At 32.6% G+C, this 26,511-nt stretch carries 23 protein-coding genes and 1 riboswitch; of the genes, 5 read left to right on the top strand and 18 right to left on the bottom strand.

Annotated elements, in window-relative coordinates; genetic code table 11:
- Window positions 1-303 precede the first annotated feature (303 nt).
- The 9 genes from nrdG to D9V42_RS03010 all read right to left on the bottom strand — a co-directional run bounded on the left by nrdG (window position 304) and on the right by D9V42_RS03010 (window position 9,403).
- Window positions 304-840, bottom strand: a complete 537-nt coding sequence (nrdG, locus tag D9V42_RS02970; RefSeq protein WP_107555318.1) for an anaerobic ribonucleoside-triphosphate reductase activating protein — start codon at window positions 838-840, stop codon at window positions 304-306.
- Window positions 837-2,687, bottom strand: a complete 1,851-nt coding sequence (gene nrdD / locus D9V42_RS02975; protein WP_122062998.1) for an anaerobic ribonucleoside-triphosphate reductase — start codon at window positions 2,685-2,687, stop codon at window positions 837-839. Before nrdD ends, nrdG begins: the two co-directional genes overlap by 4 nt.
- A 230-nt stretch (window positions 2,688-2,917) precedes the next feature.
- A complete protein-coding gene (locus D9V42_RS02980) occupies window positions 2,918-3,916 on the bottom strand; it encodes a ThiF family adenylyltransferase (protein WP_208639066.1) in 999 nt (332 codons plus the stop codon).
- The gene (locus tag D9V42_RS02985) at window positions 3,916-4,683 is read right to left on the bottom strand and encodes a thiazole synthase (protein WP_107555315.1); all 768 of its coding nucleotides are present in this window, start codon (window positions 4,681-4,683) and stop codon (window positions 3,916-3,918) included. The genes D9V42_RS02980 and D9V42_RS02985 overlap by 1 nt, the downstream gene beginning before the upstream one ends.
- A 1-nt stretch (window position 4,684) precedes the next feature.
- Entirely contained in the window at window positions 4,685-4,885 is a 201-nt protein-coding gene (gene thiS, locus D9V42_RS02990; RefSeq protein WP_122063002.1) for a sulfur carrier protein ThiS, read from the bottom strand.
- Window positions 4,875-5,987, bottom strand: coding sequence for an NAD(P)/FAD-dependent oxidoreductase (locus D9V42_RS02995; protein WP_122063015.1), 1,113 nt, complete (start codon window positions 5,985-5,987; stop codon window positions 4,875-4,877). The genes thiS and D9V42_RS02995 overlap by 11 nt, the downstream gene beginning before the upstream one ends.
- Window positions 5,980-6,564, bottom strand: coding sequence for a thiamine phosphate synthase (locus D9V42_RS03000; RefSeq protein WP_142402305.1), 585 nt, complete (start codon window positions 6,562-6,564; stop codon window positions 5,980-5,982). Before D9V42_RS03000 ends, D9V42_RS02995 begins: the two co-directional genes overlap by 8 nt.
- 68 nt (window positions 6,565-6,632) lie before the next feature.
- Window positions 6,633-6,742, bottom strand: a riboswitch (TPP riboswitch).
- Between the two features lie 148 nt (window positions 6,743-6,890).
- Entirely contained in the window at window positions 6,891-8,378 is a 1,488-nt protein-coding gene (gene xylB, locus D9V42_RS03005) for a xylulokinase (RefSeq protein ID WP_122063004.1), read from the bottom strand.
- Between the two features lie 101 nt (window positions 8,379-8,479).
- Window positions 8,480-9,403, bottom strand: coding sequence for an AEC family transporter (locus D9V42_RS03010; protein ID WP_122063006.1), 924 nt, complete (start codon window positions 9,401-9,403; stop codon window positions 8,480-8,482).
- Window positions 9,404-10,278: 875 nt separating this feature from the next.
- On the opposite strand from D9V42_RS03010, the gene D9V42_RS03015 reads away from it, so the two are divergent.
- Window positions 10,279-11,100: a helix-turn-helix transcriptional regulator gene (locus D9V42_RS03015; protein ID WP_107555311.1), complete on the top strand. Its 822-nt coding sequence runs from the start codon at window positions 10,279-10,281 to the stop codon at window positions 11,098-11,100.
- Window positions 11,101-11,191: 91 nt separating this feature from the next.
- Here the strand turns inward: D9V42_RS03015 and D9V42_RS03020 are convergent, their stop codons facing one another.
- The 3 genes from D9V42_RS03020 to D9V42_RS03030 form a co-directional block, all read right to left on the bottom strand.
- A complete protein-coding gene (locus D9V42_RS03020) occupies window positions 11,192-11,758 on the bottom strand; it encodes a DUF4064 domain-containing protein (protein WP_107555310.1) in 567 nt (188 codons plus the stop codon).
- 294 nt (window positions 11,759-12,052) lie between these two features.
- Window positions 12,053-12,505 carry a MarR family winged helix-turn-helix transcriptional regulator gene (locus tag D9V42_RS03025; RefSeq protein WP_107531936.1) on the bottom strand — a complete coding sequence of 151 codons (453 nt, stop codon included), beginning with the start codon at window positions 12,503-12,505 and terminating at the stop codon, window positions 12,053-12,055.
- 22 nt (window positions 12,506-12,527) lie between these two features.
- On the bottom strand, window positions 12,528-13,961 hold the full coding sequence (locus D9V42_RS03030) for a YhgE/Pip family protein (RefSeq protein ID WP_122063008.1): 1,434 nt from the start codon (window positions 13,959-13,961) through the stop codon (window positions 12,528-12,530).
- 575 nt (window positions 13,962-14,536) lie between these two features.
- Here D9V42_RS03030 and xylR point away from each other — a divergent pair.
- The 4 genes from xylR to xylE all read left to right on the top strand — a co-directional run bounded on the left by xylR (window position 14,537) and on the right by xylE (window position 20,210).
- The gene (xylR, locus tag D9V42_RS03035; protein WP_107555308.1) at window positions 14,537-15,688 is read left to right on the top strand and encodes a transcriptional repressor XylR; all 1,152 of its coding nucleotides are present in this window, start codon (window positions 14,537-14,539) and stop codon (window positions 15,686-15,688) included.
- A gap of 210 nt (window positions 15,689-15,898) precedes the next feature.
- On the top strand, window positions 15,899-17,221 hold the full coding sequence (gene xylA / locus D9V42_RS03040) for a xylose isomerase (RefSeq protein ID WP_107555307.1): 1,323 nt from the start codon (window positions 15,899-15,901) through the stop codon (window positions 17,219-17,221).
- A gap of 5 nt (window positions 17,222-17,226) precedes the next feature.
- Window positions 17,227-18,717 carry a xylulokinase gene (gene xylB, locus D9V42_RS03045; RefSeq protein ID WP_107555306.1) on the top strand — a complete coding sequence of 497 codons (1,491 nt, stop codon included), beginning with the start codon at window positions 17,227-17,229 and terminating at the stop codon, window positions 18,715-18,717.
- 20 nt (window positions 18,718-18,737) lie between these two features.
- The gene (gene xylE / locus D9V42_RS03050) at window positions 18,738-20,210 is read left to right on the top strand and encodes a D-xylose transporter XylE (RefSeq protein WP_122063010.1); all 1,473 of its coding nucleotides are present in this window, start codon (window positions 18,738-18,740) and stop codon (window positions 20,208-20,210) included.
- Between the two features lie 106 nt (window positions 20,211-20,316).
- On the opposite strand, the gene D9V42_RS03055 is transcribed toward xylE, so the two are convergent.
- Genes D9V42_RS03055 through D9V42_RS03080 form a run of 6 tightly spaced genes read right to left on the bottom strand, consistent with a single transcriptional unit; the run spans window position 20,317 to window position 26,376 of the window.
- Window positions 20,317-21,651 (bottom strand): GntT/GntP/DsdX family permease, encoded by a 1,335-nt coding sequence (locus tag D9V42_RS03055; protein WP_122063012.1) that lies wholly within the window; start codon window positions 21,649-21,651, stop codon window positions 20,317-20,319.
- A gap of 49 nt (window positions 21,652-21,700) precedes the next feature.
- Window positions 21,701-22,426 (bottom strand): GntR family transcriptional regulator, encoded by a 726-nt coding sequence (locus tag D9V42_RS03060; RefSeq protein WP_107555303.1) that lies wholly within the window; start codon window positions 22,424-22,426, stop codon window positions 21,701-21,703.
- Window positions 22,427-22,433: 7 nt separating this feature from the next.
- The gene (locus tag D9V42_RS03065) at window positions 22,434-23,450 is read right to left on the bottom strand and encodes a sugar kinase (protein WP_107555302.1); all 1,017 of its coding nucleotides are present in this window, start codon (window positions 23,448-23,450) and stop codon (window positions 22,434-22,436) included.
- Entirely contained in the window at window positions 23,443-24,192 is a 750-nt protein-coding gene (gene dagF, locus D9V42_RS03070) for a 2-dehydro-3-deoxy-phosphogluconate aldolase (protein WP_107555301.1), read from the bottom strand. The genes D9V42_RS03065 and dagF overlap by 8 nt, the downstream gene beginning before the upstream one ends.
- Window positions 24,192-25,298 (bottom strand): DgaE family pyridoxal phosphate-dependent ammonia lyase, encoded by a 1,107-nt coding sequence (locus D9V42_RS03075; protein ID WP_107555300.1) that lies wholly within the window; start codon window positions 25,296-25,298, stop codon window positions 24,192-24,194. Before D9V42_RS03075 ends, dagF begins: the two co-directional genes overlap by 1 nt.
- Window positions 25,276-26,376 (bottom strand): amidohydrolase/deacetylase family metallohydrolase, encoded by a 1,101-nt coding sequence (locus tag D9V42_RS03080; protein ID WP_107555299.1) that lies wholly within the window; start codon window positions 26,374-26,376, stop codon window positions 25,276-25,278. Before D9V42_RS03080 ends, D9V42_RS03075 begins: the two co-directional genes overlap by 23 nt.
- Window positions 26,377-26,511 lie beyond the last annotated feature (135 nt).

Genomic DNA, 26,511 nt, shown 5'->3' on the forward strand with positions numbered 1-26,511 from the left:
TACTTTATATTAATAGTAATTCGCTTGTGATATGCATCCATTTATGAAAAGTTGACACTTGAAATCAACTTTCATCGTGTAACGACTTTCACTAAAAAGGACACTAAAAAGGACGAGACAGAAATCACCTTTTTTCAAAAATGATTGTGTTGTCCCATCCCTATAAGTGAGAAAGCCAATATATTTTCGTTTTTAATATACTTTACTATATTAATAGCTGCGCTATGATAATAACAAACTGCTTTGTTAAGTTGGTAGTCGTAGTTATGAGATTATTTATCTCAACCTTGCTTCTACATTAAATTACGTTAATTGTAGTTCACGTACTTGTGCCTGTGATAAAGATGCTTTTACGTCAATTATTCGCTGATTCAAAGAACCTTTATATGGTAAGTTAGGTTGATATAAATGGTTTATAAAAGGACCATCTATAAGCACATCTATATGATTAAGCAACTCGTTTCTTTCACCTTTATCTTCCATTAAATATTCAAATAAAAAACCTGTCCAAACCCATAATGTCTTTGAATAGCCAAATTTTTCTCTAAATGCTTGGGCGCACTTTAATGTAATGTCTAAATTACAAAATGGTTCTCCTCCTAAGATACTTAACCCGGAAATATAGTCAGGTTCACAGTTTTCTAATATTTCTTCTAAGATTAAATCGTTAAACCTTTCACCATATCTAAAATTTTGCGCCACTTTGTTATAACAATTTTCACAGGCAAATGGACACCCTGAGACATATAAACTGCATCTGACACCTTCTCCATCAACAAAACTTTGTGACTCAATTTTGGCAATGTAACCTTGTCCTTTTTTAATATCTAATATTGTCATGTTGTTTGGTCTTTCAAGTGTTTCACTCGTGCACACATTTCTTTATGTCTTCCTTCAATTGTAGGGCGTTGAACTGGATTACCAAGATATCCGCATGTACGTTTTACTACATCAACCGTAGTAGGGTCATCATTGCCACATTCAGGACATTGATAGCCTGTTGTTGTGGTTTTAAAATCACCTCTAAAGTCACATTCCCTACAATGATCAATCGGAATATTCGTACCTAAATAACTTACCTTATCATATGAATAATCCCACACTGCTTCTAATGCTTTTAAATTATGATTTAATTTCGGATATTCACAGTAATGGATATAACCGCCACTTGCATAAAAAGGGTAATCCTTTTCAAAATCAATTTTCTCAAATGGTGTAATATCTTTTCTCACATCATAGTGAAATGAATTCTGATAATATCCTTTATCAGTGACGTTTGGTATTTCACCATATTTCTCCATATCAAGTCTACAAAAACGATCAGTTAGAGACTCACTTGGTGTGCTATAAATACTGAACCAAACATCATATTGCTCAGTCCATTTCAATTGGTAAACTTTCATTGCTTTTAATATATCTAATGTAAATTTTTTAGCTATGGACTGCGTTTCCCAATTAGGACCATAAAACACTGTAGCGGCTTCATACAAACCGATATATCCCATAGATAAAGTAGCTCGTTTTCCTTTTAACAACGTCATAATATCTTCTGTATCCGTTAAACGATGTTTAAATGCACCATTTTTATATAAAATAGGAGCATTATCAGGTGTTACTTCGGAAATGCGTTGAATGCGATATACGAGCGCATCATGCATTAGTGCCATTCGTTCATGGAATATTTTCCAAAATATTTCAATGTCACCATTAGATTCAATTGCCATTCTAGGCACATTTAATGTCACAACACCTAGATTACATCTTCCATTATTCTCAAATTGTCCATCTTTGTTCTTCCAAGCTGGTAAAAATGAACGACAACCCATCGGAGCTTTAAAATCACCTAATATTTCGACCGTTTTATCATAATTCAAAATATCGGGATACATTCTTTTAGTAGAACATTCTAATGCCAATTGTTTTATATCATAATTCGGATCTTTCGAACTAAAATTCACACCTTTTTTAATTGAGAACACAAGTTTTGGGAAAATCGCAGTAATACGATCTTTACCCAAACCTTTGATTCTAGTGTTAAGGATTGCTTGCTGAATTTTACGGCTATATGCATCCGTTCCTAATCCAAACCCTAATGTTACGAAAGGTGTTTGACCATTTGATGTATACAATGTGTTGATTTCATATTCTAAACTTTCTATAGCATCTTCAATATCTTGTGAAACTCGATAATCAACATAAGTTTCTATGTCTTGTGGTTTCACAAATTTTCCAGCCAATTCTCGATGCTTAGCTTCATTATATTGAACGTAATGGCTCAGTAATTCATCAACACGATCAATTGTACACCCTCCATATTGGCTACTAGAAACATTGGCAATGATTTGTACAAGTTGGGCAGAGGCGGTTTGAATTGATTTAGGTGAAGTCACAGTTGCATTCCCAATTTGAAAACCATTCTTGAGCATACTTTCTGCATCTATTAAGCAACAATTCGTAAGCGGTTGAAAAGGATGATAATCTAAATCATGAAAATGTATGTCCCCTTCTTTATGAGCTGTTGCAACATGTTCTGGTAATAAATAATTCAGCGCATATGATTTAGATACTACACCAGCTGTTAAATCTCTCATTGTCGAAAATGTGGCACTATCCTTGTTGGCATTTTCATTTACTACTGTAGGATCTTTGGTTATTAAATGCTTTAAATCTTGTTCAAGTTTATTCATTTTATCCCCTCATTTCTATATATTGTGTCTTATTACAATTTATAACACAACATATAGTGTTTCAATGAATGGGCAAGCCGTTCACAAATTCGTAAAATCATTTCGAAGTTTTTATGAACTTTAATTGCGTTTTCAAAATATCTATATTAATAACCTAAAAGCATAGAAAACACTGCTAAACAATAGTTAATCATCCTATTGTCTAGTCAGTGCTTTAAATTATTTTATATTCAACTTATGCTCTTTACAATTTCTCTATAAATTTTCTCCGCTGCCTCCTCATTTTCAACACCGTAGACATTCATTCTTCCATCTTTGAACAGAGTGATTTCATGAGGCCCATAGGACAATAGTTTCACAAAGTCATTAGTTTTTTTTACGGTCACAGGTAAATAACCAGTATAGTTAAAAATGTCGGCATTAAAGCGTAACAAGAACATGTCTCCACATTGCTTCTCTATCTTAGTGTCATATTTATCATTTAATAATGCATAATCATGTTTCTCACAAACATTACAATCACTTTGTTTTAAAGCACTTATATCCATAGACTTATATTGCATATTAAAACAATCCATAGTTATAAGTTTTTTTGAAAATGCTTCGTTAGTGGCCCATCTCATTAGCTCGGAAACTTGCATACTAGCTACTTGATAAATTACTGGTGGTAGCACACCATTTATTGCACAACTTTCACCAGTACTTGGCATTGTTTCAAGTAGACATTTCAAACATGGGCCTTGATCATCGATACCATAAACAGTACCTTGACTACCAACTGCAGCGCCATAAATCCAAGGTATATTGTGCTTGTTACAAGATTCATTGATTAAATATCTTATTTTAAAATGGTCCATACCATCTATAACAATATCCGGTCGATATGTCGTTAATAGATTTTCAATATTTAAATTTGTTATTTCACTATCTATTGTTGTCACTTGTACGTTACTATTGATTTGATTCAACTTATGCTTTAATGCTTCAACTTTAGGTAGCATCTGTTCCGCATCCAACTCATCATATAACGCTTGTCTATGTAAATTGGATAACTCAACAATATCCATATCGATTACAGTAAGTGAGCCTACCCCCATCCTTACTAACATTTCTGCACTGTGACTACCAAGCGCACCTGCACCCATAATCATGACATGAGTTTTTTGAAGTTGTCTTTGACCGTGCTCACCAAACTGGTGATATCTTACTTGTCGATTGTAACGTTCTATCATAAGAACCCAATGCCTTCAGTTGGGCTCGATGCTTGCGCTGTATACTTCACAGGTATTCTTCCTGCTTCATAACTTAATCTTCCGGCACTAATCCCTTTATTCATTGCTTCTGCCATTTTCACAGGATTCGCTGCACTTGATATCGCCGTATTAAGTAAAATACCATCAGCTCCTAATTCCATCGCATGACAAGCATCCTTAGGTGAACCAATACCTGCGTCTACGATTACTGGTACATTGACGCGTTCAATAATATAGCGTAAATTTAATGGATTATTGATTCCTCTCCCCGTACCAATAGGAGAAGCAAGCGGCATAATTGCATGAACACCTAACTCTTCTAATCGTTTCGCTAACACAACATCATTAGATATATATGGACAGACCGTATAACCTTTTTCCAATAACATTTTACACGCTTCATACGTTTCTAATGGGTCAGGCAATAATGTTTCGTCATCACCAATGACTTCTACCTTAATCATGTCGCAAACACCTGCATGATTAGCAATTTCTGCTATACGGACTGCTTCTTTAGCTGTCTTAGCCCCTGCAGTATTTGGAAATGTGATGAATTTCGATAAATCAACTTTTGCTAATGGATTTGGTAAATCTTTGTCATATAAATTCATGCGTCTCACTGCAAAAGTTAATACTTCTGTTTCTGCTGCTTCAATAGCTTGAGTTTGTATCTCTTCATTATCAAATTTTCCTGTACCTAATAATAATCTTGAATTTAATGTAAAGTTGCCTATTTTAAACATATTAACCGCCTCCTACAAATTCTAATAATTCTAAGTTATCTTCGTCATTGACTATTCGAGATGTAAATTGTTCTCGCTTAATCAATGTTTCATTATGCTCTACAATAATACGTCTTTCATCGAGACCCAATGATTGAATTATTTCTTGTATATTAATTGGTTGTTCAAAGTTAAATACGTCACCATTAATCTTACATTTCATTTCGTTCACCTCTCCTAATCTGAAAATCATACAATTGTGTTGGCCTATGTCCGCTGATAATCCATTGACTCATCAACTCACCTATTAAAGGCGAAAGTAAAATCCCATTGCGATAATGGCCAGCAATCACAAATAAGTCTTTATCTACTTCATCCATAATAGGTTGTTCATTTTGACAATAGGGCCGTATACCTGACCATTGATTTATGATTTTTCCATTTTTCAAATCAGGTATATAGTGCAAAGCCTGTGACTTAAGCCAGGATTTTCCTGAATTAGACACCCCAACTGAATAGTCATCAAAGTAACTTGTTGCACCGACTAAATATCTATTCTTTAATTTAGGGACGACGTAGCAACCATTTGTCAGGAACATGGTAACATCCAAATTCAAATCGGGTTGTTCTATCAATAGTACTTCCCCTTTTACACCACTAACCGCTTCACAAGGTAAATATTGCTGTAAAAGTTTGCTTGTCCAAGCGCCACCCGTGACAATTAGCTTTTCAGAATAATAAGTTCCACTTTGTGTATCCACACGGTATCCGTCTTTTTCGGCTTCAATATGAGTCACAGTTGTTTGGTATATCCTATCTATATGTCGATGTGATAGTGACTTCAACAACGCTTTGGTATAGCGGTTTGCATTGATTTGATTATCTTCAGGCATATAAATACCATTTGTATGTTTTGAAGTAATGGCTCCATTGGACACGTGTTGGACATCAGTCGGGCTAAGACGTTCTACAGATGTAAAATGTTGTCTTAAAAATTGATATTGTTGCTCAATCTTTTTATTATCATAATGATCCGTAGCCAATTTTATTAATCCGCTATTTAAATACTCAATATCCACGCCAACCTCTTCAAACAAACTGTCCCTTAGCGGTTCGAACATCCTTTGAGAAGTTGTTGCCAAACTAAACAAAGCATTGTTTTCGGTAAATTCATTTTGCGCGCCTAACATCCCACCCGCTTTATAAGATGCATGCTTACCTGTTTCATCTCTATCTATCACAGCTATATTCGCAAAAGTCTGACTTAACCCACGTGCGATTGACATGCCCATGACTCCTGATCCAATAATAATGACATCATACATGCCCATCCCACGCTTCCTTCATATGCTTGAGTTCTTGTTTCGAGTATTGATTAAAAATAGAAATACCGGCTATTCCTGAAAATCCATTAGGTAAATAAGATAAAGTATGTTGATTAATACCTCCAATTGCAATAATCGGAATATCAATTTGTAGCGCTGCTTTAACCTCCGACTTTGTTCTAGGTGTTTGCTGTGGTTTAGAAGGTGTTTCAAATACGTGTCCAAACAACACAAAATCTAGCCCTAAATATTTAGCGTTAACAATAGCTTCTTTATGATGCGTAGACATACTTACTTGTATATCAGGGTAACTAGCTTGCACCTCCTCAATACAAGGGTCATTTTCCCTAAAATGAATTGCCGACAAGTCACATTGTAGGATTACGTTGATATCACTATGAACAATAATCTTATCCTTAGGAAACTCATTTTTTAGTAATTCATAAACCCACTGAATGACTTCTTCAGTATTCATTGGCACTCTTATTAATAAGTAATCGATCATACCTTCGATTTCACAGTAATGGTTAATATGTGATTTAGACAAATCTTGATATGGTGTAATAGCAATAAACAATATATTCACCCCAAATAAAAAAACGTTATTTTTCCTGGTGGAAAAATAACGTTATATGATTACTTCTATCATAGAAAACGCCACTTTCCTACGCCAGTGCGAACTGGATCAGGTTCTAGGAATCCCTCAGTTATTACTTCGGTCTCAGCCTTTATCAAAGGCACTTCCAGTGGTTTCTATCTATTAAATTTTCAAAATAAATGTTCATTCACATGTTTTAGCGATTACTTACAATCTAACTTATAATGATTTACTTTTCAAGTATCACTTTGACATTGGTAGCACATGTTACTAATAATAGATAACATGATTATGTGTTTTCTCACTTATAAAGACAACTCTAACAAACGTGCTGTTATAGGTCGGGTCTGACGATAGACTTCTTGATATATTTCAAAATATTTAATATAGCGTTCATGATGAGCTTTATTTGGCAGAAAAGTTCTATCATAGACAATAAATTGATTAACTACATCTTCTATGTTTTCATGCCAACCCAAACCGACAATCGCTAGCATTGCAGCACCCATGCAAGGCCCTTCCTCATATTTCAATTTACTGACTTTCGCATTAAATATATCAGCCTGTAATTGTAACCAAAAATCATTTTTCGCACCACCACCGATTGATGTAATATGCGTTATGTCTTTCCCTTTTTCACGTAAATATACCAATGTTTCATACAATGAATAAGTAATACCTTCAATTACTGATCTAGCTATATCTGCATTTGTATGTAAAGTACTTAACCCGATAAAGCTGCCTCTAATTTTGGAATCGCCATGTGGTGTACGCTCACCTGAAAGATATGGTGCAAATAACAACCCTTCACTGCCAATTGTAGATTCACTTGCTAAGCTTAAAATTTGATTGAAAGTTAAATTAGGGAACACATGATTTTTTAACCAATTCAAACTATCTCCAGCAGCAAGCGTCACGCCCATTACATATGATTTATTCTCTACAACATGATTAAAATAGTGTAAATTATGGTGATACATCTTCCCTTCATCTGCTTCACAAGTTAATAACGTGCCAGACGTACCAATACTGCATAATGTATCATTGGATTTGATAACACCCGCACCAAGTGCGCCACATGCATTATCACCACCACCCGCAAAAACAGCTACATCCTCTTTTAATCCTAATGATTTAGCTAAGCTACTTTCTACATATCCAATAAAATCTCCGGATGATACGAGTGGGGGGTAAATATTATGAATACCAAATTGTGAGCCAATGGCCTTCGACCAATTTTTCTGTTTTGGATCCATTAATAGTGTGCTCGAAGCATCTGAATATTCCATATTTATCTTACCAGTAAGCTTAAACCGCACATAATCTTTAGGTAATAAGAATGTTGCTATCTTGTTCCAATTTTTAGGCTCATAATCTTTTATCCATAGCAATTTCGTCAGTGTAAAACCTTCTAACACCGGATTGGATAACACATAATTACCAAATTGTTGTTCAATTGTTGCGCACTGATGTGTTGATCGAGTATCATTCCATAATATTGCATTTCGAATCGGTTTATTATTGCTATCTAATGCCACTAAACTATGCATTTGACCAGATAACGATAAAGCACAAATATAGATATCATTTAGCGCGTTGTTACTTACTATTTGTCTAATACATACTTTTGTTGCCTCAAACCATTCATCTGGTTGTTGCTCATTATATCCAGATTGAAGTTGTATCACATCAAGCTCTTCGCTAACCTTAGCTAAAACTTCTCCTTCTTTACTCACGGCTATAACTTTAACTGAACTTGTTCCTACATCTATACCTAACACTGCTTCATTCAATATCATCGATTCCTTTTGTTAGATTTTAAATATTCAACAACTGTATCATATTGAAATAACTTTCAAATTTCCAATCATATGATATGACAATGACGCTGAAGTTAGAATATTAGTTTCGACATATAAATGACGATGACTACAGTTATCGCACTCAGTAATGTTGATAAAAAGACTAATTCAGCCGCAAGTTCTGGATGATTATCATATTCCTGGGCAATAACTGAACTATTAACGGATGTAGGCATAGCTGAAGTAATAAATAACGCTTGTGCTATGATACCTTCAAGCCCCATCAGTTTGATAATACCAAGGGCTATCACCGGACCAACAATCAGCCTCACAAATATAAACACATATGAACTTGACCACTTAAAGCTAAATTTAATATTAGCAATCTGGGCACCTAATAATAATAAGGCAATTGCTATCATTGCATCTGCAATATAGTTTGCCGGTGTCCATATAAATTTAGGTATAGGGACATTACCATAATTTAAAACAATCGCAAATATTAAAGCATATAAAACAGGCATCTTAAAGTAACCTAATACCGCTTTAAGTTTCCCAATGTGCACAGCTTGTATTGAAAATATACCATATGAAAAAGTAAATATATTTTGTAAGGAAAGCACAATGACTTGAACAGACATCGCCAAAGGATCTCCTTTAAATACTAAATCATTTACCGGAACGCCGTAATTACCAGAATTAAAAAATAATACGCTATTCGTTAATGTTGTTGCTTCACCTTTATCCTTTGTACCAAAATAGGCCAACAACTTACCAATACCATAGAGAATAATTATGTATATGATAAAGAATACTACGATATACAATAAGAGCTTGATTTCAAAATTCGTCTTGTAAAATTTTACAAATATGAATCCAGGTACAAATATGTATATGTTTAACTTTGCCAATGTTTTTAAATCTAATGTGAATTTTTTCTGCAGTACATACCCTATTACAATCATAATAAAAATAGGCAATAATACAGTCTCTAAAATAATTAACATTTCATGCATTTTAATTTTGCCCCCTTTGCCTAATTCCACTTACTTTTGTACTTATGAAATAATGAGAAATTTACATAAGTGCCCCCTTGAAAATCAATCAAATATAGGTCATGTTAAAACTATTTGCATATGACCTAGCCATTACAAATTCTTTTATACAATGCAAGAACTGAGCATACCCACAAAACTGTTAAGTTATGTTTCACGTTAAACAACATGTATCAATACCAGCAAATTAAATTTTGTTTATTAATTTATAGTAATAAACTTACTTTTTCTTTCCTTTTTTCTTTTCTTCTAAAATCGACATCACGATAAAGCCGACAAGTAATATTGGTGTAAGAACTGCAACCATTATTAACATTTACTTCACCTCATTATTTGATATTTTGAAAAATGAATTTTAAGTATAGATAATAAATCAAGTAGTACCCTTATAATATTAATTTACACCTTTTATACATCTTCCTCAATAAAACAATTTAGTTTGTTCAAAACGTTTTATTAAAACATTCAAAAACAACACAACTAAATGACTATAAAAAATATTTTTAATAAGTAATGTGCAACTAGGTAAGCTATAGTTTATATCAGTTACTCCCTCAAAAAATAGAACATGCGTAGCCACAAACTTCTATGATAGAATTCAAATCTAAAAAACAGAGTCAAGTCATGACATTTCTAAGCAAAAAACATGCAAAAAAACATGCAAAATCATCTACTAAATCAAATATTTTTATATTATTAAGTAATTTTTATTTAACTACACTTTAATAATTGACCGTAATATAAATTAGTTGTAATATTTTTAATATAATATATGCTTTTGTGGCTGAAATTAATTCAAGAATTCATTCCACTATAAAAAGGTCGGAGGGAGCATAGTGAATTACAACCTAGTTATTTATAAACAACATGACAAACTAAACTATTTAAATACACCTAACTTCGCGAATTTATATTTAGTTATCGCAGGTGAAGTCTCTTTTCAAAAATTGGCTTCAACGTATACGTTCCAACAAGGTGAAGTTTTTATAGTTTATGACTTCGAAGAAAATTTAATAATTAGTAGGCAAGCTATCATTGCTTGTATTTCTGTAAACAACATCACCTATCACCGTTTTTCATTAGTGTACAGAGAAGGTGCTTCAGACAATTATCCACCTCCAAAAGTAATAACTGAAACTTATATTGAGACATTAAAGGCAATTCTAGAGGAGGATTTTTTCAATGCGGATATTGGAGTGATAAAACTTATTAATTACCTTAATCATTCAAAAGATAATTTGTATGTGAATATGTCATATTCAAACAAACTAATTAAAAATGTAGTCGAGTATATCAATAAAAATTATAAAAAACCTTTAACTTTATCTTACATTTCAAAGAAGTTTTACGTTAACAGTAGTTATCTCTCACGTGAATTTTCAAAGAAAATGAATATATCTTTATTAAAGTATATAAAAAAAGTGAAGATTTACAGTTTATCGAGGGAGCTTTTATTACATGGTAATTGGGAATCTACCTGGAGAGAGTATGGATTTCGTTCTTACAATACTTATTTGCGTGATTTTAAAAATATAATGCACATGTCACCTAAAGAATTTATCAATCAAAATCCTATTAATCAAGTGAACGAAAGAATCGAGCAGCATGAGTTATATAAATATTTACAACAAATATTAGATTTAATAAAATCCGAATGATTTTACATCATTATTTGTATATGAAAAACACCAAGTACCTCATACATTAAGGGCGACTTGGTGTTTAAAATTATGTTATTACATTTGTTATTTAGTATTTATATTTGTTCTCTTCATCTGATTTTGTATATTCATCTTTGATAGCTTCTTTTTCATTTTCTTTTTGTTCTTCTGATAAAACAAACGAATTATTGTGTTCTTTAACTTGTGAACCATCTTTAATATATGGATTTACGTCCTCATCATTATCTTTACTATAAATAGGTGCTTTGGGTTTTCTCACTAATAGCATGATACCAGCAACAATCCACAGCACAGCATTAATCCAATTACCTAATAAAGAAATTACACCTGCTATAATTAGTAAAACGCCTGCTACTTTAGCTTTTTTACCAATTAAGAATGCTGCTATCAATGCGATAATTAAAATTACAATACCTATTACTAAACCTGCAGTTACAAGTCCGCTTAGTGTACTAAAGAATGCATTAGCATCTTCATATGTAACGCTAGCCTCTTCTTGCATCATTTGATTAATAAAAGTATCTTTGAGCTCACTATTTCCAAACATCGGAATAAAAACAGCCAATATGATTACAGCAATTAATTGTAGCGCGATACCAATCCACGTTAGTACGCGTTCTGTTGTTCTTTTCATAACAATGTTCCTCCTATTTATAAAATTAAATTTATTAAAACAATAATATTTACCAACATAATATAAAAAATACTTAATTACAATGTTAATTATACTAATTGCGAATATTTAAGTCTATATTTTATAGGTATTAGCCTTTCTTCTTATTATAAATATTAGATAAAAAATTAAGAGAATCAGACCAAAAACTACTTGCTTAAAATGATTTCATTGTATTCATTCATTTTCGACAAGAAGTCTACATAAAAAAATGGCCCGAAACATCACTATATGTCTCGGGTCATTTTTTGTAATTTATTTGTGTTCTCTAAAAGCATTATCAATATGTGTAAGTTGATCTACGAAATGATGAACTTCTTCGGCTGTAAATTTATTTCCAAGGCGATCTTTCACTGCTTCTGTCATAACAGCTGTTGCTTTCTTCAAAAATGCTTCACCTTCATCACTCAATTTAATGAGTTTGATACGTTTATTATCTGAATACGCACGTTGCACATAGCCCATATCTTCTAATTTCGCTATACGCTTTGATGCTGCCGTTTTAAAAATATTTTGTAAACCAGCTAATTCATTAATCGTTACTTTGCCCTCAGTTTTTATAATTCTCATTGCCTCAATCTGTTCTCTTGAAAGCAAATTACTCAGCCCGGTCTCCTTAACGATATCCACAATCTCTTTATTTAAATGCAACATTACTATTTGAAACTTAATAATCGCTTCTTCAATTGTCTTATCTACATTTTCCAAATAAGCCACCTCCGAATAACACTTATTTAAACTCTATTGAGAATGGTACTCTTTGTCTTTTGTTAAACCATAATATAACTATATATTGTAAAATCATCATTACTACAATAATACCAATGAGTAAGGCTACCACAAAACCAAAGTTAAAATGTCCTGCATGAGTAAAGATTGCTTCTCTATAACCTTGTATTGCGTATGACATTGGTGAGAATGGGTGAATCCATCTGAAGAATTGTGCAGATAATTCTATTGGGAACATCCCTTCACTTGAACTTAACTGCAGTATCAGTAAGACCATTGATATAAAGAGTCCTATTCTATCTAGCAATAGGCTCAAGAATGTTGTAATGGTAATTGCTGCGATGGCCCACAATAATCCTACCAAGATAAATTTACCGATATTATCGATAGACATATTCAGTGCAAATATCGCCCAACTACTCATTAAAAGTGCTGATATTGTACCTTGTACAAGATACAATAATAGTTTGCCAAATGCTTGTTTAATCGATGTTATCTCTTTACTTAATACTTTTCTTAAAGGATAAATTGCGCTAAATGAAACTGCGCCTACAAATAAACTAACACTTGCCATATATGGGACAATTGTTTCACCATACTTATCAGCTTCTGTAGCGTTATTCTCATCCACTTTCGTCACATTATTTAGAGCTTTTTCATTATCTCCTTCAAATGCGACACCCTCTTGTTGAGAAACTGATTGGTCAATTTTTTCTTTTAATTGATTATTATTTTGTTGTAATTGAGTTAAACCATCTGTAACTTGTTGATTTCCTGAAATCAATTGTTGTGCAGGCTGTCCTACTGCAGGTTCTAACTGTTTCAAACCGTCTGTAACTTGTTGATTTCCATCAATAAGTTGAGATTCAGCATCTGACATTTCTCCTAAAGCTTCAGAAGTATCTTGGAAACCAGATTTTGATTTTTTGGCGCTATCAAATAATTGGTCTAAATAATTTGAACGAATATTGTCTTTGATTGAATCTGTCACTGTATTAATTGCTTTCTGAGCTGATTGACTACCAGTGTAACTTGATCCTGGATTTACTTGTGTTTCTAAATTTATTTTTTTAGGATTTTTATCTAATAATGTTGTTGCGTTACTTGATGCATCTTTAGGGATAATAATTGTACCAACGCTTTTCCCTCTTTCAAGTTGGTCATATGCTTCTTTTTTGGAAACCTCTTGGAAGTCAAATTTATCATTATCTTTTAATTTATCGACTACATCATCACCGATTGTAACTTTTTCATCATTCAATTTTGCAGTCTTGTCTTGGTTAACAATGGAAATCTTTAATTGATCTGTCTTATCATATGGGCTCCACATTGAACCTACAAATAATGCTACATATAGCAATGGGATAGCTGCGATTGCTATAAGCGCTATTATTAACATTTTGTTTCTAAAAATAAATTTAAATTCATTAAACATCTTTTCTTACCTTCCTTTTTTAAATTGTACACTGTGTGTACTATTAGAACTTTAAAAACCGAAACATGCTAGAGTGCTTATTCCGGGGCGTTTATAGCTATTCAAATTTTTGGGGATATATAAATCTTCAAAACAGTACACCCCTTATACATTTTTATATCATACTCGCTTCAAAATCAGTTGTCAACCGAAGTTATTATAATTAGATAAATTCTATTATTGTAAAATCAATAAACATATTATATAGAATTTATTTTCATTATATAACAATCTATTGTAAATTAATTTGAACTTAAGCTTAGTCATTTAAATTGTCGTCATTAAAATGAAATCATAATTTTATAAACTTACTTAAATTCATTATTAAAGTGTGACGTATATTAATCAATCTATGCTCACTCAATATGCTACGTCTATAACTTAAATTTATATTTTCCACTTTATAATATATAATTGATTATAGAATAAAGTTGCTTATATCGTTTGCCAACAGCCAATACTCACATTACACTATGTTACACTTGGTAATATTAACTGAACTTCCCCTGTCCAAATTAGATAAGAGGTAATAATAAATGGAAAATAATTTTATAATAAATGAAAATGAGAAGCGTGTATTAAAACAAATATTCAATAACAGTAATATTTCACGAACACAAATATCGAAGAATTTAGAACTTAATAAAGCTACTATTTCTAACATTCTGAACAACTTAAAACACAAGCGTTTAGTTAATGAAGTAGGAGAAGGTAATAGTACTAAAAGTGGTGGACGTAAGCCTATTTTACTCGAAATCAACCAAAAATATGGCTACTATATTTCCATGGATTTAACATATGATTCTGTTGAATTAATGTACAACTACTTTGATGCCACTATATTAAAGCAAGATTCCTACGAATTAAAAGATAAGAATGTAAGCAGCATATTACAAATTTTAGAATCTAATATAAATGTGTCAGAAAGATATGATACGTTACATGGGTTACTTGGTATATCTATATCCATACATGGTATCGTCGACGATGAGCAAAACATTATCAACCTTCCTTTTCATAAAAATAAACGCAGTACATTTACTGATGAATTAAAGTCATTCACAAATGTTCCTGTCGTTATAGAAAATGAAGCAAATTTATCAGCGCTATATGAAAAAAGTCTATATATAAATTCAAACATAAATAATTTGATTACTTTAAGTATTCACAAAGGCATAGGCGCTGGCATCATAATAAATAAAAAGCTTTATCGTGGCTCAAACGGAGAGGCTGGAGAGATCGGTAAGACATTGGTTTCGGAATCTATAAATGATAACGACAACAAATATTATAAAATCGAAGATATATGCTCTCAAGATGCTTTAATACAGAAAATAAATAATAGGTTGGGCGTCACACTTACATTTACAGAACTGATTCAATATTATAATGAGGGAAATTCCATTGTTGCTCGAGAAATTGAACAATTTATAAACAAAATGGCAGTTCTGATTCACAATTTGAACACACAATTTAATCCAGACGCTATTTACATTAACTGTCCTTTAATTAATGAATTACCTAATATTTTAGATGAAATTAAAAAACAATTCTCCTATTTTTCTCAAGCTAGTCCAATTCAAATACATCTAACCACTAATGTAAAACAGGCTACTTTGTTGGGGGGCACCCTAGCAATAATGCAAAAAACATTAAATATAAATAACATTCAAATGAACATTAAATAATCGCAGCAGTCCGAGGTATAAAGTAGATGTCTCGGACTGTTTATTGTTCCTTACTTGAGTGGGCTAACGAAATCTTTCAAGCTAAATTGATTTCTGTCCCACTCTTTTTTTATTTTTAGAAAGCGTTTACAAAAAATAAACGATGTGCTATATTACCTCTAAAGTTAGTTTGTTTATTAAATTAACCAACTAAAATGTAGGAGGAATATTATGTCTTATTTTGATATTAATAAAGTAAATTACGAAGGTCCTAAGTCAAATAACGCTTTTAGTTTTAAGTATTACAATCCCGAAGAAAAATTGGGTAATCACTCCATGTCAGAACTTTTAAGATTTAGTGTCGCTTATTGGCACACATTCACTGCTGACCTTTCCGATCCATTCGGTGTAGGTGCTGCAGAACGTGACTGGGATTCATTAGATGAGATGGAAAAAGCAAAAGCAAGAGTAGAAGCAATTTTTGAATTTATGGAAAAAACACGTATAGATTACTTTTGTTTTCACGATGTAGACATTGCTCCAGAAGGTGCATCTTTAAAAGAATCTAATGAAAATTTAGATGTCATTGTAGAACTTATTAAAGAAAAAATGGATCAAACCGGTAAGAAATTACTTTGGAATACAACCAACAACTTTACTCACGAGCGTTTTGTTCATGGTGCAGCCACGTCTTCAAATGCTGAAGTATTTGCATATGCAGCTGCAAAAGTTAAAAAATCATTAGAAATTGCTAAAAAACTTGGTTCCGAAAACTTTGTTTTTTGGGGAGGTCGTGAAGGCTATGAAAGTTTATTAAATACTAATATGAAATTAGAGTTAGATAACTTAGCTACTTTCTTTAAAATGGCAAAAAGTTACGCAGATGAAATCGGCTATACAGGACAATTTTTAATAGAACCAAAACCTAAAGAACCTACCACACATCAATATGATACCGATGTTGCAACAGCACACGCTTTCTTACAAAAATATGATTTAGATAAAGACTTTAAATTTAATATTGAAGCTAACCACGCGACACTTGCTGGCCATACATTCCAACACGAATTAAGATATGCACGTGATAATAATATGTTGGGTTCCGTAGATGCTAACCAAGGACATCCCCTTTTAGGATGGGATACAGATGAATTTCCAACTGATGTATATGATACTACGTTAGCAATGTACGAAATACTTAAAAATGGTGGGTTGGCGCCAGGCGGATTAAACTTTGATGCTAAACCTAGAAGAACATCATTTAAACAAGAAGACTTAATTTTAACTCACATTGCAGGTATGGATACTTTCGCATTAGGTCTACGTGTTGCTCATAAGATGATTGAAGATAATTTCTTTGAAAATATTATGGATGAAAAATATAAATCATTTAATGAAGGCATTGGTAAGAAAATAGTTGAAGGAAAGACTTCATTTAATGAATTAGAAGATTATGCTTTCAACATTAATACAATTAATAATGCTTCTGATCATTTAGAAGTCATTAAATCACAAATTAATCAATATATCTTAAATATTAATAATAAGGATTGATAAAAATGCCCTATGTAATTGGTATAGATATTGGCACGAGTGCTTTAAAAACGCTTGTAGTAAATAAAAGTGGTGACGTTGTAGAATCTTACAGCGTCTCTTATAATACGGAACATCCTAAGTCAGGATACAGCGAAATTGATCCTGAAATTTGGTATGAAGCAACGTTAGAGAGTCTAAAACATATATTAAATCATTATACGCAAAATGATATTACTGGTATCAGTTTTTCTGGTCAAATGCACGGTCTAGTAGTCATTGATCAAGAAGGCACTCCAATTAGACCAGCTATTTTATGGAATGATACAAGAACATCTCAAGAAGTTGAAGACATTAAACAAAAGCTAAGCCTTAATTCGTTATTAGAATTAACACAAAACACAGTGTTAGAAGGCTTCACCTTACCTAAGCTTATGTGGTTAAAGAATAATGAGCAAAACAACTACAAGCGTATCGCTAAGTTTATGCTCCCTAAAGACTACATCGTGTATAAATTGACAGGTAATGTTTACACAGAACCTTCAGATGCTGCAGGTACAATTATGTTTAGCGTAAAAGATGAAAATTGGTCCACAGAATTATTACATCGCTTAAACATTGATCCATCCATTTGTCCAGAAGTCATTGCTTCACATCAAAAAAGTGGCCAATTAACTGAAAAAGTAAAAAATATTTTAGGTATTGATTGGAACATTAACGTGTACCAAGGTGGCGCAGATAATGCTTGTGGTGCCTTAGGTTCAGGTATTACCGACGAACAAAAGCAACTTGTCAGTATCGGAACTTCAGGCGTCGCATTGTCTATAGAAAATCGTATTGATTATGAAAATGATGGAAGCGTACATTACTTTAATCATTGTGTTCCAAATCAAAAATACATTATGGGCGTGACTTTATCTGCTGGATATAGCCTGGAATGGCTTAAGCATCTTATCTCTCCTGATGAAAATTTCACTACTTTCTTAAAAGAGATTAATCACTCAGAGGTTGGTGCTAATGGATTAATGTACACGCCTTATTTATTAGGTGAACGTACACCACACAATGATGCTTCAGTACGAGGTAGTTTCATCGGTTTAGATGCAAATACAACACCGCTCGATATGAAACGTGCTGTTCTAGAAGGCATTACTTACTCTATTAATGAAAGTATTCAAATTATGAAAAACAACGCTATTAACATGACTGAAATTGTATCAATCGGTGGTGGAGCTAAAAATAATCAATGGTTGCAAATTCAGGCAGATATTTTCGATACAACTATTTCTACACGAACAGAAGAACAAGGTCCAGCTTATGGTGCAGCAATGTTAGCCGCTATGGGAGAACAATGGTTTAATACTTTCAATGACATGAGCGAAGCATGGATAGCATACCATCAAAAAGTATATCCCATTGAAGCAAACACAAAATCTTATCAAGACTTATTTAATATATATAAAACAATTTATGACGCTACGCAGCCAGCAACTCAAAAACTTAATAAATTTAAGTGATCTATCAAGGGGATGGATATATGTCAACTTATAATAATAAGAAATTTATTTTTAAAATAGCTTTAATCGCAACGCTCGGTGGTTTATTATTCGGCTATGACACAGCAGTTATTTCTGGAGCTGAACAATCTCTACAGCAATATTTAACGAAAGATTATGGCAGTTTCATTCATGGTATCACAGTTTCTAGTGCACTAATCGGTTGTATTATTGGTGGTCTATTGTCTTCAAGTTTTTCAAGTCGCTTAGGTAGAAAAAAATCATTACAAGTAGCTGCTATCCTATTTATCGTTTCTGCAATTTTGTCAGGCTATCCCGAATTTTTATTTTTTGATTCAACTGGATCTAACCTTGGCCTACTCATTGCATTTAATCTATATCGTATTATTGGTGGTATCGGTGTAGGATTAGCTTCTGCAATTTCTCCTATGTACATTAGTGAAATAGCCCCTTCGTCAATTAGAGGTAAACTCGTTTCATGGAATCAATTTGCCATTATATTCGGTATGTTAGTAGTATATTTTGTAAATTACGGTATTACATATGGCCAATCCCAAAGTTGGATTCAAGATATTGGATGGCGTTATATGTTTATTACTGAAGCGATTCCCGCAATAGCATTTTTCTTTTTATTATTTTTAGTACCTGAAACACCTAGGTTCTTATCATTAAGTAATAAAAATACAGAAGCGCTCTCGGTTCTTAATAAAATTTATGCTTCAAAGAATCATGCTCAAAATGTACTAAATGACATTTTAGCTACTAAAAACAAGTTAACAGATGTGAAAGCCCCACTTTTCAGTTTTGGTAAGACAGTTATTATAGTAGGTATTTTATTATCTGTTTTCCAACAATTTATTGGTATCAATGTTGCTTTATATTATGCACCTCGTATTTTTGAAAATTTAGGTTCAGGTAGCAACACATCTATGATACAAACCGTTGTCATGGGCTTAGTAAACGTAATCTTCACAATCATTGCTATATTATATGTAGACAAATTTGGACGGAAACCTTTACTAATCATTGGATCAACTGGTATGGCAATCGGTATGATTGGTATGAGTGTCTTAGCTGCAAACGGTGCATTCGGTGTTATCACTTTAATATTTTTAGTACTTTATACTGCTTCATTTATGATGAGTTGGGGACCTATCATTTGGGTATTATTATCAGAAATATTCCCTAATAGAATTAGAAGTAGTGCTATGGCAATAGCCGTGGCAGTTCAATGGTTAGCTAACTTTACAATTACTTCCACTTATCCCACTATGATGGATGTTAGCGGCGCCATGACTTATGGTTTTTATGCACTGATGAGTATTTTATCAGGACTATTCGTTTGGAAATTCATTCCTGAAACCAAAGGTAAAACACTTGAAGAACTAGAGCGCGTTTGGAAAAAGGAAAGCGTGACGTCTGTTTCAAATCAAGATGACAAAGTTCAAAATAACTCAGAAAAAATTCAAAGTCAATCTAACTCAACAAACTAAAAATTGAATCCCATTTTTATAACGTGCTAATTTTACTGTAAATAAAAAAGTCAGCCACTCTTACGGGTGACTGACTTTTTATATCGATGTTATAAACGATTTCCACCTAAATAATACCATCTATTATAAAAGCAATTGCAAATGCCACAAATGACAATAAAGTTTCCATGACTGTCCACGTTTTAAAAGTTTCTTTTACATTTAAACCTAAATACTCTTTAACCATCCAGAATCCGGCATCGTTCACATGGGAAAGCATTAATGATCCTGCTCCGGTAGCTATTACCAACAATTCTAAATTCACACCAGACATATGTTGGATAATTGGTGATACTATTCCCGCAGCTGTGGTTAAAGCAACAGTGGCAGAACCTGTAGCGACACGTATTAAGCCTGCTACTAAAAAGGCTAATAGTAATGGCGATAGTGAGAGATTTTCTGTCATCTGTGCAATTGAATCTCCCACACCTGTCTCAATAAGTATTTGTTTAAAGCCCCCGCCAGCACCTATAATTAAAATAATGGAACCAATTGGTAAGATACACTCTTCAACCAAATCTTTAATTACGTTTTTCGTCATACCTTGTTTGAATCCTAATAAATAGAATGCAGCAAAGCAAGATATTAATAATGCTATTACTGGATTACCTATAAATAACAATGTATTTTTTAATATGCTAGGAATATCTCCTAAATAAGGTGTCACGATAGATAGCAACATTAAAAGTACTGGTAATATAATTACTAAAAATGAAACAATAACGCTTGGCAAACCATTTGTTTTATTATTTACCTTAATAATATTTGGTTCTTTTTCTGGTATTACCTTTTTACTTATAAATTTGCCGAAAACAGGTCCTGCAATGATTGCTGTAGGTAATGCAATAAGCAGCGAGTATAACAATACTTTACCTAAATTTGCTTCATATATGCCAATTGCTGTCATAGCACCAGGATGTGGTGGTACAATACCATGCACAATTGATAATCCTGCTAATAGTGGTATAGCAATAAGTAATATATTCGTCTTAGTCGTTTTATGAATTGAAATAACAAGTGGTAATAAAATTACAATCCCCACTTCAAAAAATACTGGTATCCCGATAATAAAGCCCGATAGCATCATAGCCCATGGTAATTTTTTATAACCTAAGACTTTAACAAGATAATCAGATATTTGCATACCTGCTCCAGAATCAGACATTAGTTTTCCTAAAATTGTTCCTAACGCTAAAATACCTACTAAGTGGCCTAAAACATCCCCTACACCCGTTTCATATGCTGTAACTATCTTTTCAGGAGATAAACCTGCCATGATAGCTAAAAATAAACCTGCCACTGTTAAGCTGATAAATGCATGCCATTTCCACCATGCAACGCCTAATATGACAATAATGATCGAAAGTAGCGTAATGATTAATAAATATATATTTGAATCCATCTTTTTCCCCCAATTATGTTGGCGCTACCAACAAATCACAAGAGATTGCTTACCCTTTCAAACTGATACTATATTTTTTCAATTTACTATTGTAATAACCTATACTATATTCAACAATTTGATGGTTTACTGAATACGATATTCTCTCCCTTACAAGTAAAGGATTGGATGTTTGAAGATTCAAGTACGCTGTGGCTTGTTCATTGAAACCAACAGAGAAGTTATCCTCAATATCTTTTATTTCTATTTGCTCATCTTCTAAAATTTTATATATAGAAAGATCATTATTCTCCTTTAATTCTCCATACTCGTCCAAACTACTTAATGGATGTGGTAAATAATGATTAAATAGAATGTATGGTTTATCATTTAATAAATAGACTCTTGTAATTTTATAAGATTTCTCGCCAAACATTTGAAATAACTCACTATTTTTTTCATGTGTCTCTACTACAATGTCTTTTATAAGTTTATGAATTTTATTTCCTTGTTCTACAAGTTTTTCTGTGAAATTTTTATTATTGGTTTCATTACTCACTTGTTTGTGGTTAATAACTGTTGTACCTTTACCACTTTTTCTCTCCAAGTAGCCTAGTGTTACTAATTCTTTAATAGCCGCTCTAACTGTTACTTTGCTTACATTAAACTCTTCTTCAAATTCAATTTCAGTTGGTATATAGTTCCCAATAGTATAGATACCATGAATAATACGGTCTTCAATAATTTCTTTTATTTGTAAATATAATGGACCTTTATCTGATGATAATTTCGTCATAAATCAATTACCTCTCAATATCATTTTTTTCTTCATTTACGATTTTTATTATATCATCAGTATCAAATAATGGTGTATCCCCGGAAATTGTATGTGCCAATACACAAGCTGCGGTTGAAAATGTAACCATTTCTTGAGGATCCATATTTGATAATTCACCGTGGATTACGCCACATGTATATGCATCTCCAGTACCAATTCTGTCTAAGATATTCACTTCAAAAGCTTCCGAATAATACATTGTTCCATTTTTAAATAAATATCCTTTGATGTTGTTTTGATTACTTCCTTGAATTGTTCTGATAGTACCAGCAATAATATCTATATTAAATTTTTCAGCTACAACAAGTAATAATTCTTCTAATTGTTCTTCTTTACTTTCCTTAGTAGTTGTTAAATTGAGTGTGTTAATTGCATCTTTTTCACTCATAATTACAATATCCGCTTCTCTTAAAATGGTTTCATAGTATGGTTTTGCACGCTGATTACCATTGTCACCCCATAAAGAAGGCCTAAAATTACAATCAAAAACAATTTTAATACCTTGTTCTTTTGCCACTTTAACAATAGTAAGAATATTGTTCTGAGTTAGATTATTCATAGCTAAAGATATACCACAAATATGCAACACATCAACGCCTTTCATGGATTGAACAATATCATATTCTGAAATATCTGTTGTGTTAAAGCTACTTTGCTGTCTATTTGTATAGGTCACATTACTAGGGCGATTACCAAAACCTTGCTCCAAGAAATACATACCCAAATTATCGTTGTTTTTGATAATAAAATCACTGTGAATACCTAATCTTCTTATTGCACCAATAGCAGCTGTACCAATTGAATTTTCTGGTACAGCACTGATTAGGCTCGTGTCATAGCCAAATTGTGACAATAATCCCGTAACATTAACGCCTGTTCCAGTAAAAGAGTATTTTAAATTTTCCGCCTGTCTCAATAACAGATTATCGGGTACTTCTAACCGCATCATAATTTCCCCATAAGCTGCAATGTGCTTATTCATATAAATCCACTAATTGCTTAATTTTAGAAGTAAGCCATTCTACATCATTTATATTTGTGAGACCTGTTTCTTTATCAATAATAGATGAATAAACATGCGGTATAATTTTCGGAACTTTACAATCTAAAGCAATTTTCACGATCTCTTCAAAATTATCTTTAGTGATGCCACCCGTGGGCTCTAACCCAAATTCTGCCCTTCCACAAGCTTCAGCTACTGCTTTATATTCTTCAACTGTTTCTAAACCCTTCATAGGGAAAAACTTGATTGAAGAGCCTCCCATATCTTTAATTAAATTAATTGCTGCTTCAATAGGTATAATTGCTTTCTCTTCTCCTTCACTACTAATAGGTCCAGTAGAAATATTTACGAAGCCTGGTTTACCTGTGGGAGAGACTAATGCATTGACCCAAGATTGTTCATCATTTTTAGCAGTTGTTTGTCCTACATTGGTAAATACTTGGTTAATATGTGCACCTTGATAGTATCTTGCGATTTCAGCTACTACTTTAGCTTGTCGGTTGTCTCCAGCACCTAAGCCAATCGAAATAGCGTCGTCAACCTCCTTTCCAAATTGTGTCATCGCTGTCACCGCACTATTTACACCGTCATAATCTTTCGATAACACACCTATGACGATATTTTCATCAGCTGCTTGATATACTGCTTTGATATTTTCTTCCCCTTTAGCTAAGACATTCAAAGCAACTCTCTCTTTATAAAATCTATCATGTATTTTCATTAAATTTCCCCCTGTACAATTTGAACAATTATTTCATAAATAATTTCAATTTCACCTTGTTTTAATGGCCTTGGATCAATATCAAAGAACCCTTGCTTCACTCCATAATCGCGTGTATAAATTGCAACATCAGCATTTTTCAATTTTTCAACAAATTTTTCTGCAGACATATTTAAAATAGATGAATCTACATGTACACGTGTTCTATAAATTTCTCTTCCCGCTTCATCTTGAACAATTTCTAATCGAATACCTTCATAGTTGTTAATGGGTGATAGTTTATCTAATTCACTTTTTTCTGCTTCTGAATTATCAACTTTATCGAAGTATTCATCTAATGCTTGTAATAACCCAAAAGTTGATTCTTTTCCTACTTTCATACTTCGTCCTATAAAATGTAATTGCGTTTTCACAGATTCAATCAATGATTTTTTACCAGCGACTATACCAGTAGTTGGACCTTGGATTGCTTTTGAACCGCTATAAATGGCTAAATCTGAACACTGGATGTATTTCGTCAGCTCCTCTTCTGCAGCAGCATCCACAATTAACGGGATATTATATTTTTGAGCTACTTGATATATTTCTTCAACAGAGGCCATATTTTTTTGCACCGCATGATGCGATTTCACATAAAGAATGGCTGCTGTATTTTCATTTATTGCTTCTTGTACATGATTTTCTTTACCTTCGTTTGCATACCCTACTTCAACTGCGCGACCGCCACCTAAGTAAATCATTGTCTCAATAGGTGCACCATATTGAACATTGTGTCCTTTAAATAATATGATTTCATTTTTATCTATACTTTCGTTGTGGAGCTTTTGACTTTTACGTTCATTTCCTTCAGTAACAACACCTGCAATAGATAATGCGATTCCGCTAGACGCTGAATTTACGACGACCGCATCTTCAGCATTAATTCTATTAGCAATATAAGCGCCAGATTTATCAACTAAATCTGCAATTTCTACATAGTTTTGTCCTCCAAATTTCATAGCATCCATTACAGAGTTTGTTGGAGAAGACACACCCAGAATACTCATTCTCCCACTTGCATTTATAACTTGTTTTAAGCCGTATTTATAATTCAATGAATTTTCCATTTGTTACCACTCCTCTTTCTTTAATTACCTTTGTAATTGTACTTTCGTGTCCATGTGAATCTATAATATTTTGCTGTGAATCTATAACATCAAATAAGGTCAAGTTAGCTGTCATTCCCTCATTAAGTTTTGCTAAATCAGGTTTATTTATAATTTGGGCTGGGTTTTCTGTGACACCTTTAATAATTTCTTCTAAGGTATAACCGAGGTACAAGAATTTAGTAAGTACATTAGATAAGCTGAATACTGGACCTTCTATTCTATTTTTTTTATAAATATCTGAACTTATACTATTAAATTGAATATGGTTGCGTTGCGCTTGTTTTGCTACTTCAAAGGAGAAACTTGCATTACCATGACCAACATCTAACTTCACTCCTCGACTTATTGCTTCTCTTAAAACTGTTAAAGGCTCTTCATTTTGATCAAATAGATTATTGGACTTACCGTTTAAAAAATGTGTAATAATGTCGCCTTTTCTAAGTAACGGAATTACATCTTGTATTTTAGGTGGTGCAGATCCAATATGGGTCATGATTGGTAAGTTTAATTGCTCACTAATTTTTATAGCTCTCTCCAAAGGCACTACACCATTCTCTTTAACTACACTACTGCTAATACGCGCCTTTAATCCGATAATCATATCTTCAAATTGTTGAGCAGCTTTAATACACGCATGTTGATTTATCCAACTCAAATTTGATAATTCATCTATTCTTTCAAGTCCTATTTTAGATATATTTAAAAATGCATATACATTAGTTAAGCTTTGTTGCGCTCTTTCGTGTAACTCATTAACTCTATCAGCACCGCAACTCCCTGCATCTACAATTGTAGTAACTCCTTGTTTAACGCCTATTTCATCTATTTCATCTCCATAAGGACTAAAATCAGAGAAAGCATGAACATGTAAATCAATCCAACCAGTTGAAACAAAAGAATTTGAACCATTGAAAATTACTTTTCCTTGTAATGTATTTCCATCTGAAATTTTTTTAATAACCCCTTTTTCAAGTAATATATCAATTCTTTTTTTATTTAAAGTTTTAATATTTTTAATAATACCTGTACTTTTCAATGTATTTCACCTCTTGCAAAACATCATAACATTATAATGTTTGTAAGCGCAATCATTATAACATTGTAATGATTTGTTTTAATCAAAACCACCCGTATAACGGGTGGTTTGCTCTGCGGCTATAAGCCTTTTTTA

This window comes from Staphylococcus pseudoxylosus (genome assembly GCF_003697915.1).
Classification (GTDB): domain Bacteria; phylum Bacillota; class Bacilli; order Staphylococcales; family Staphylococcaceae; genus Staphylococcus; species Staphylococcus pseudoxylosus.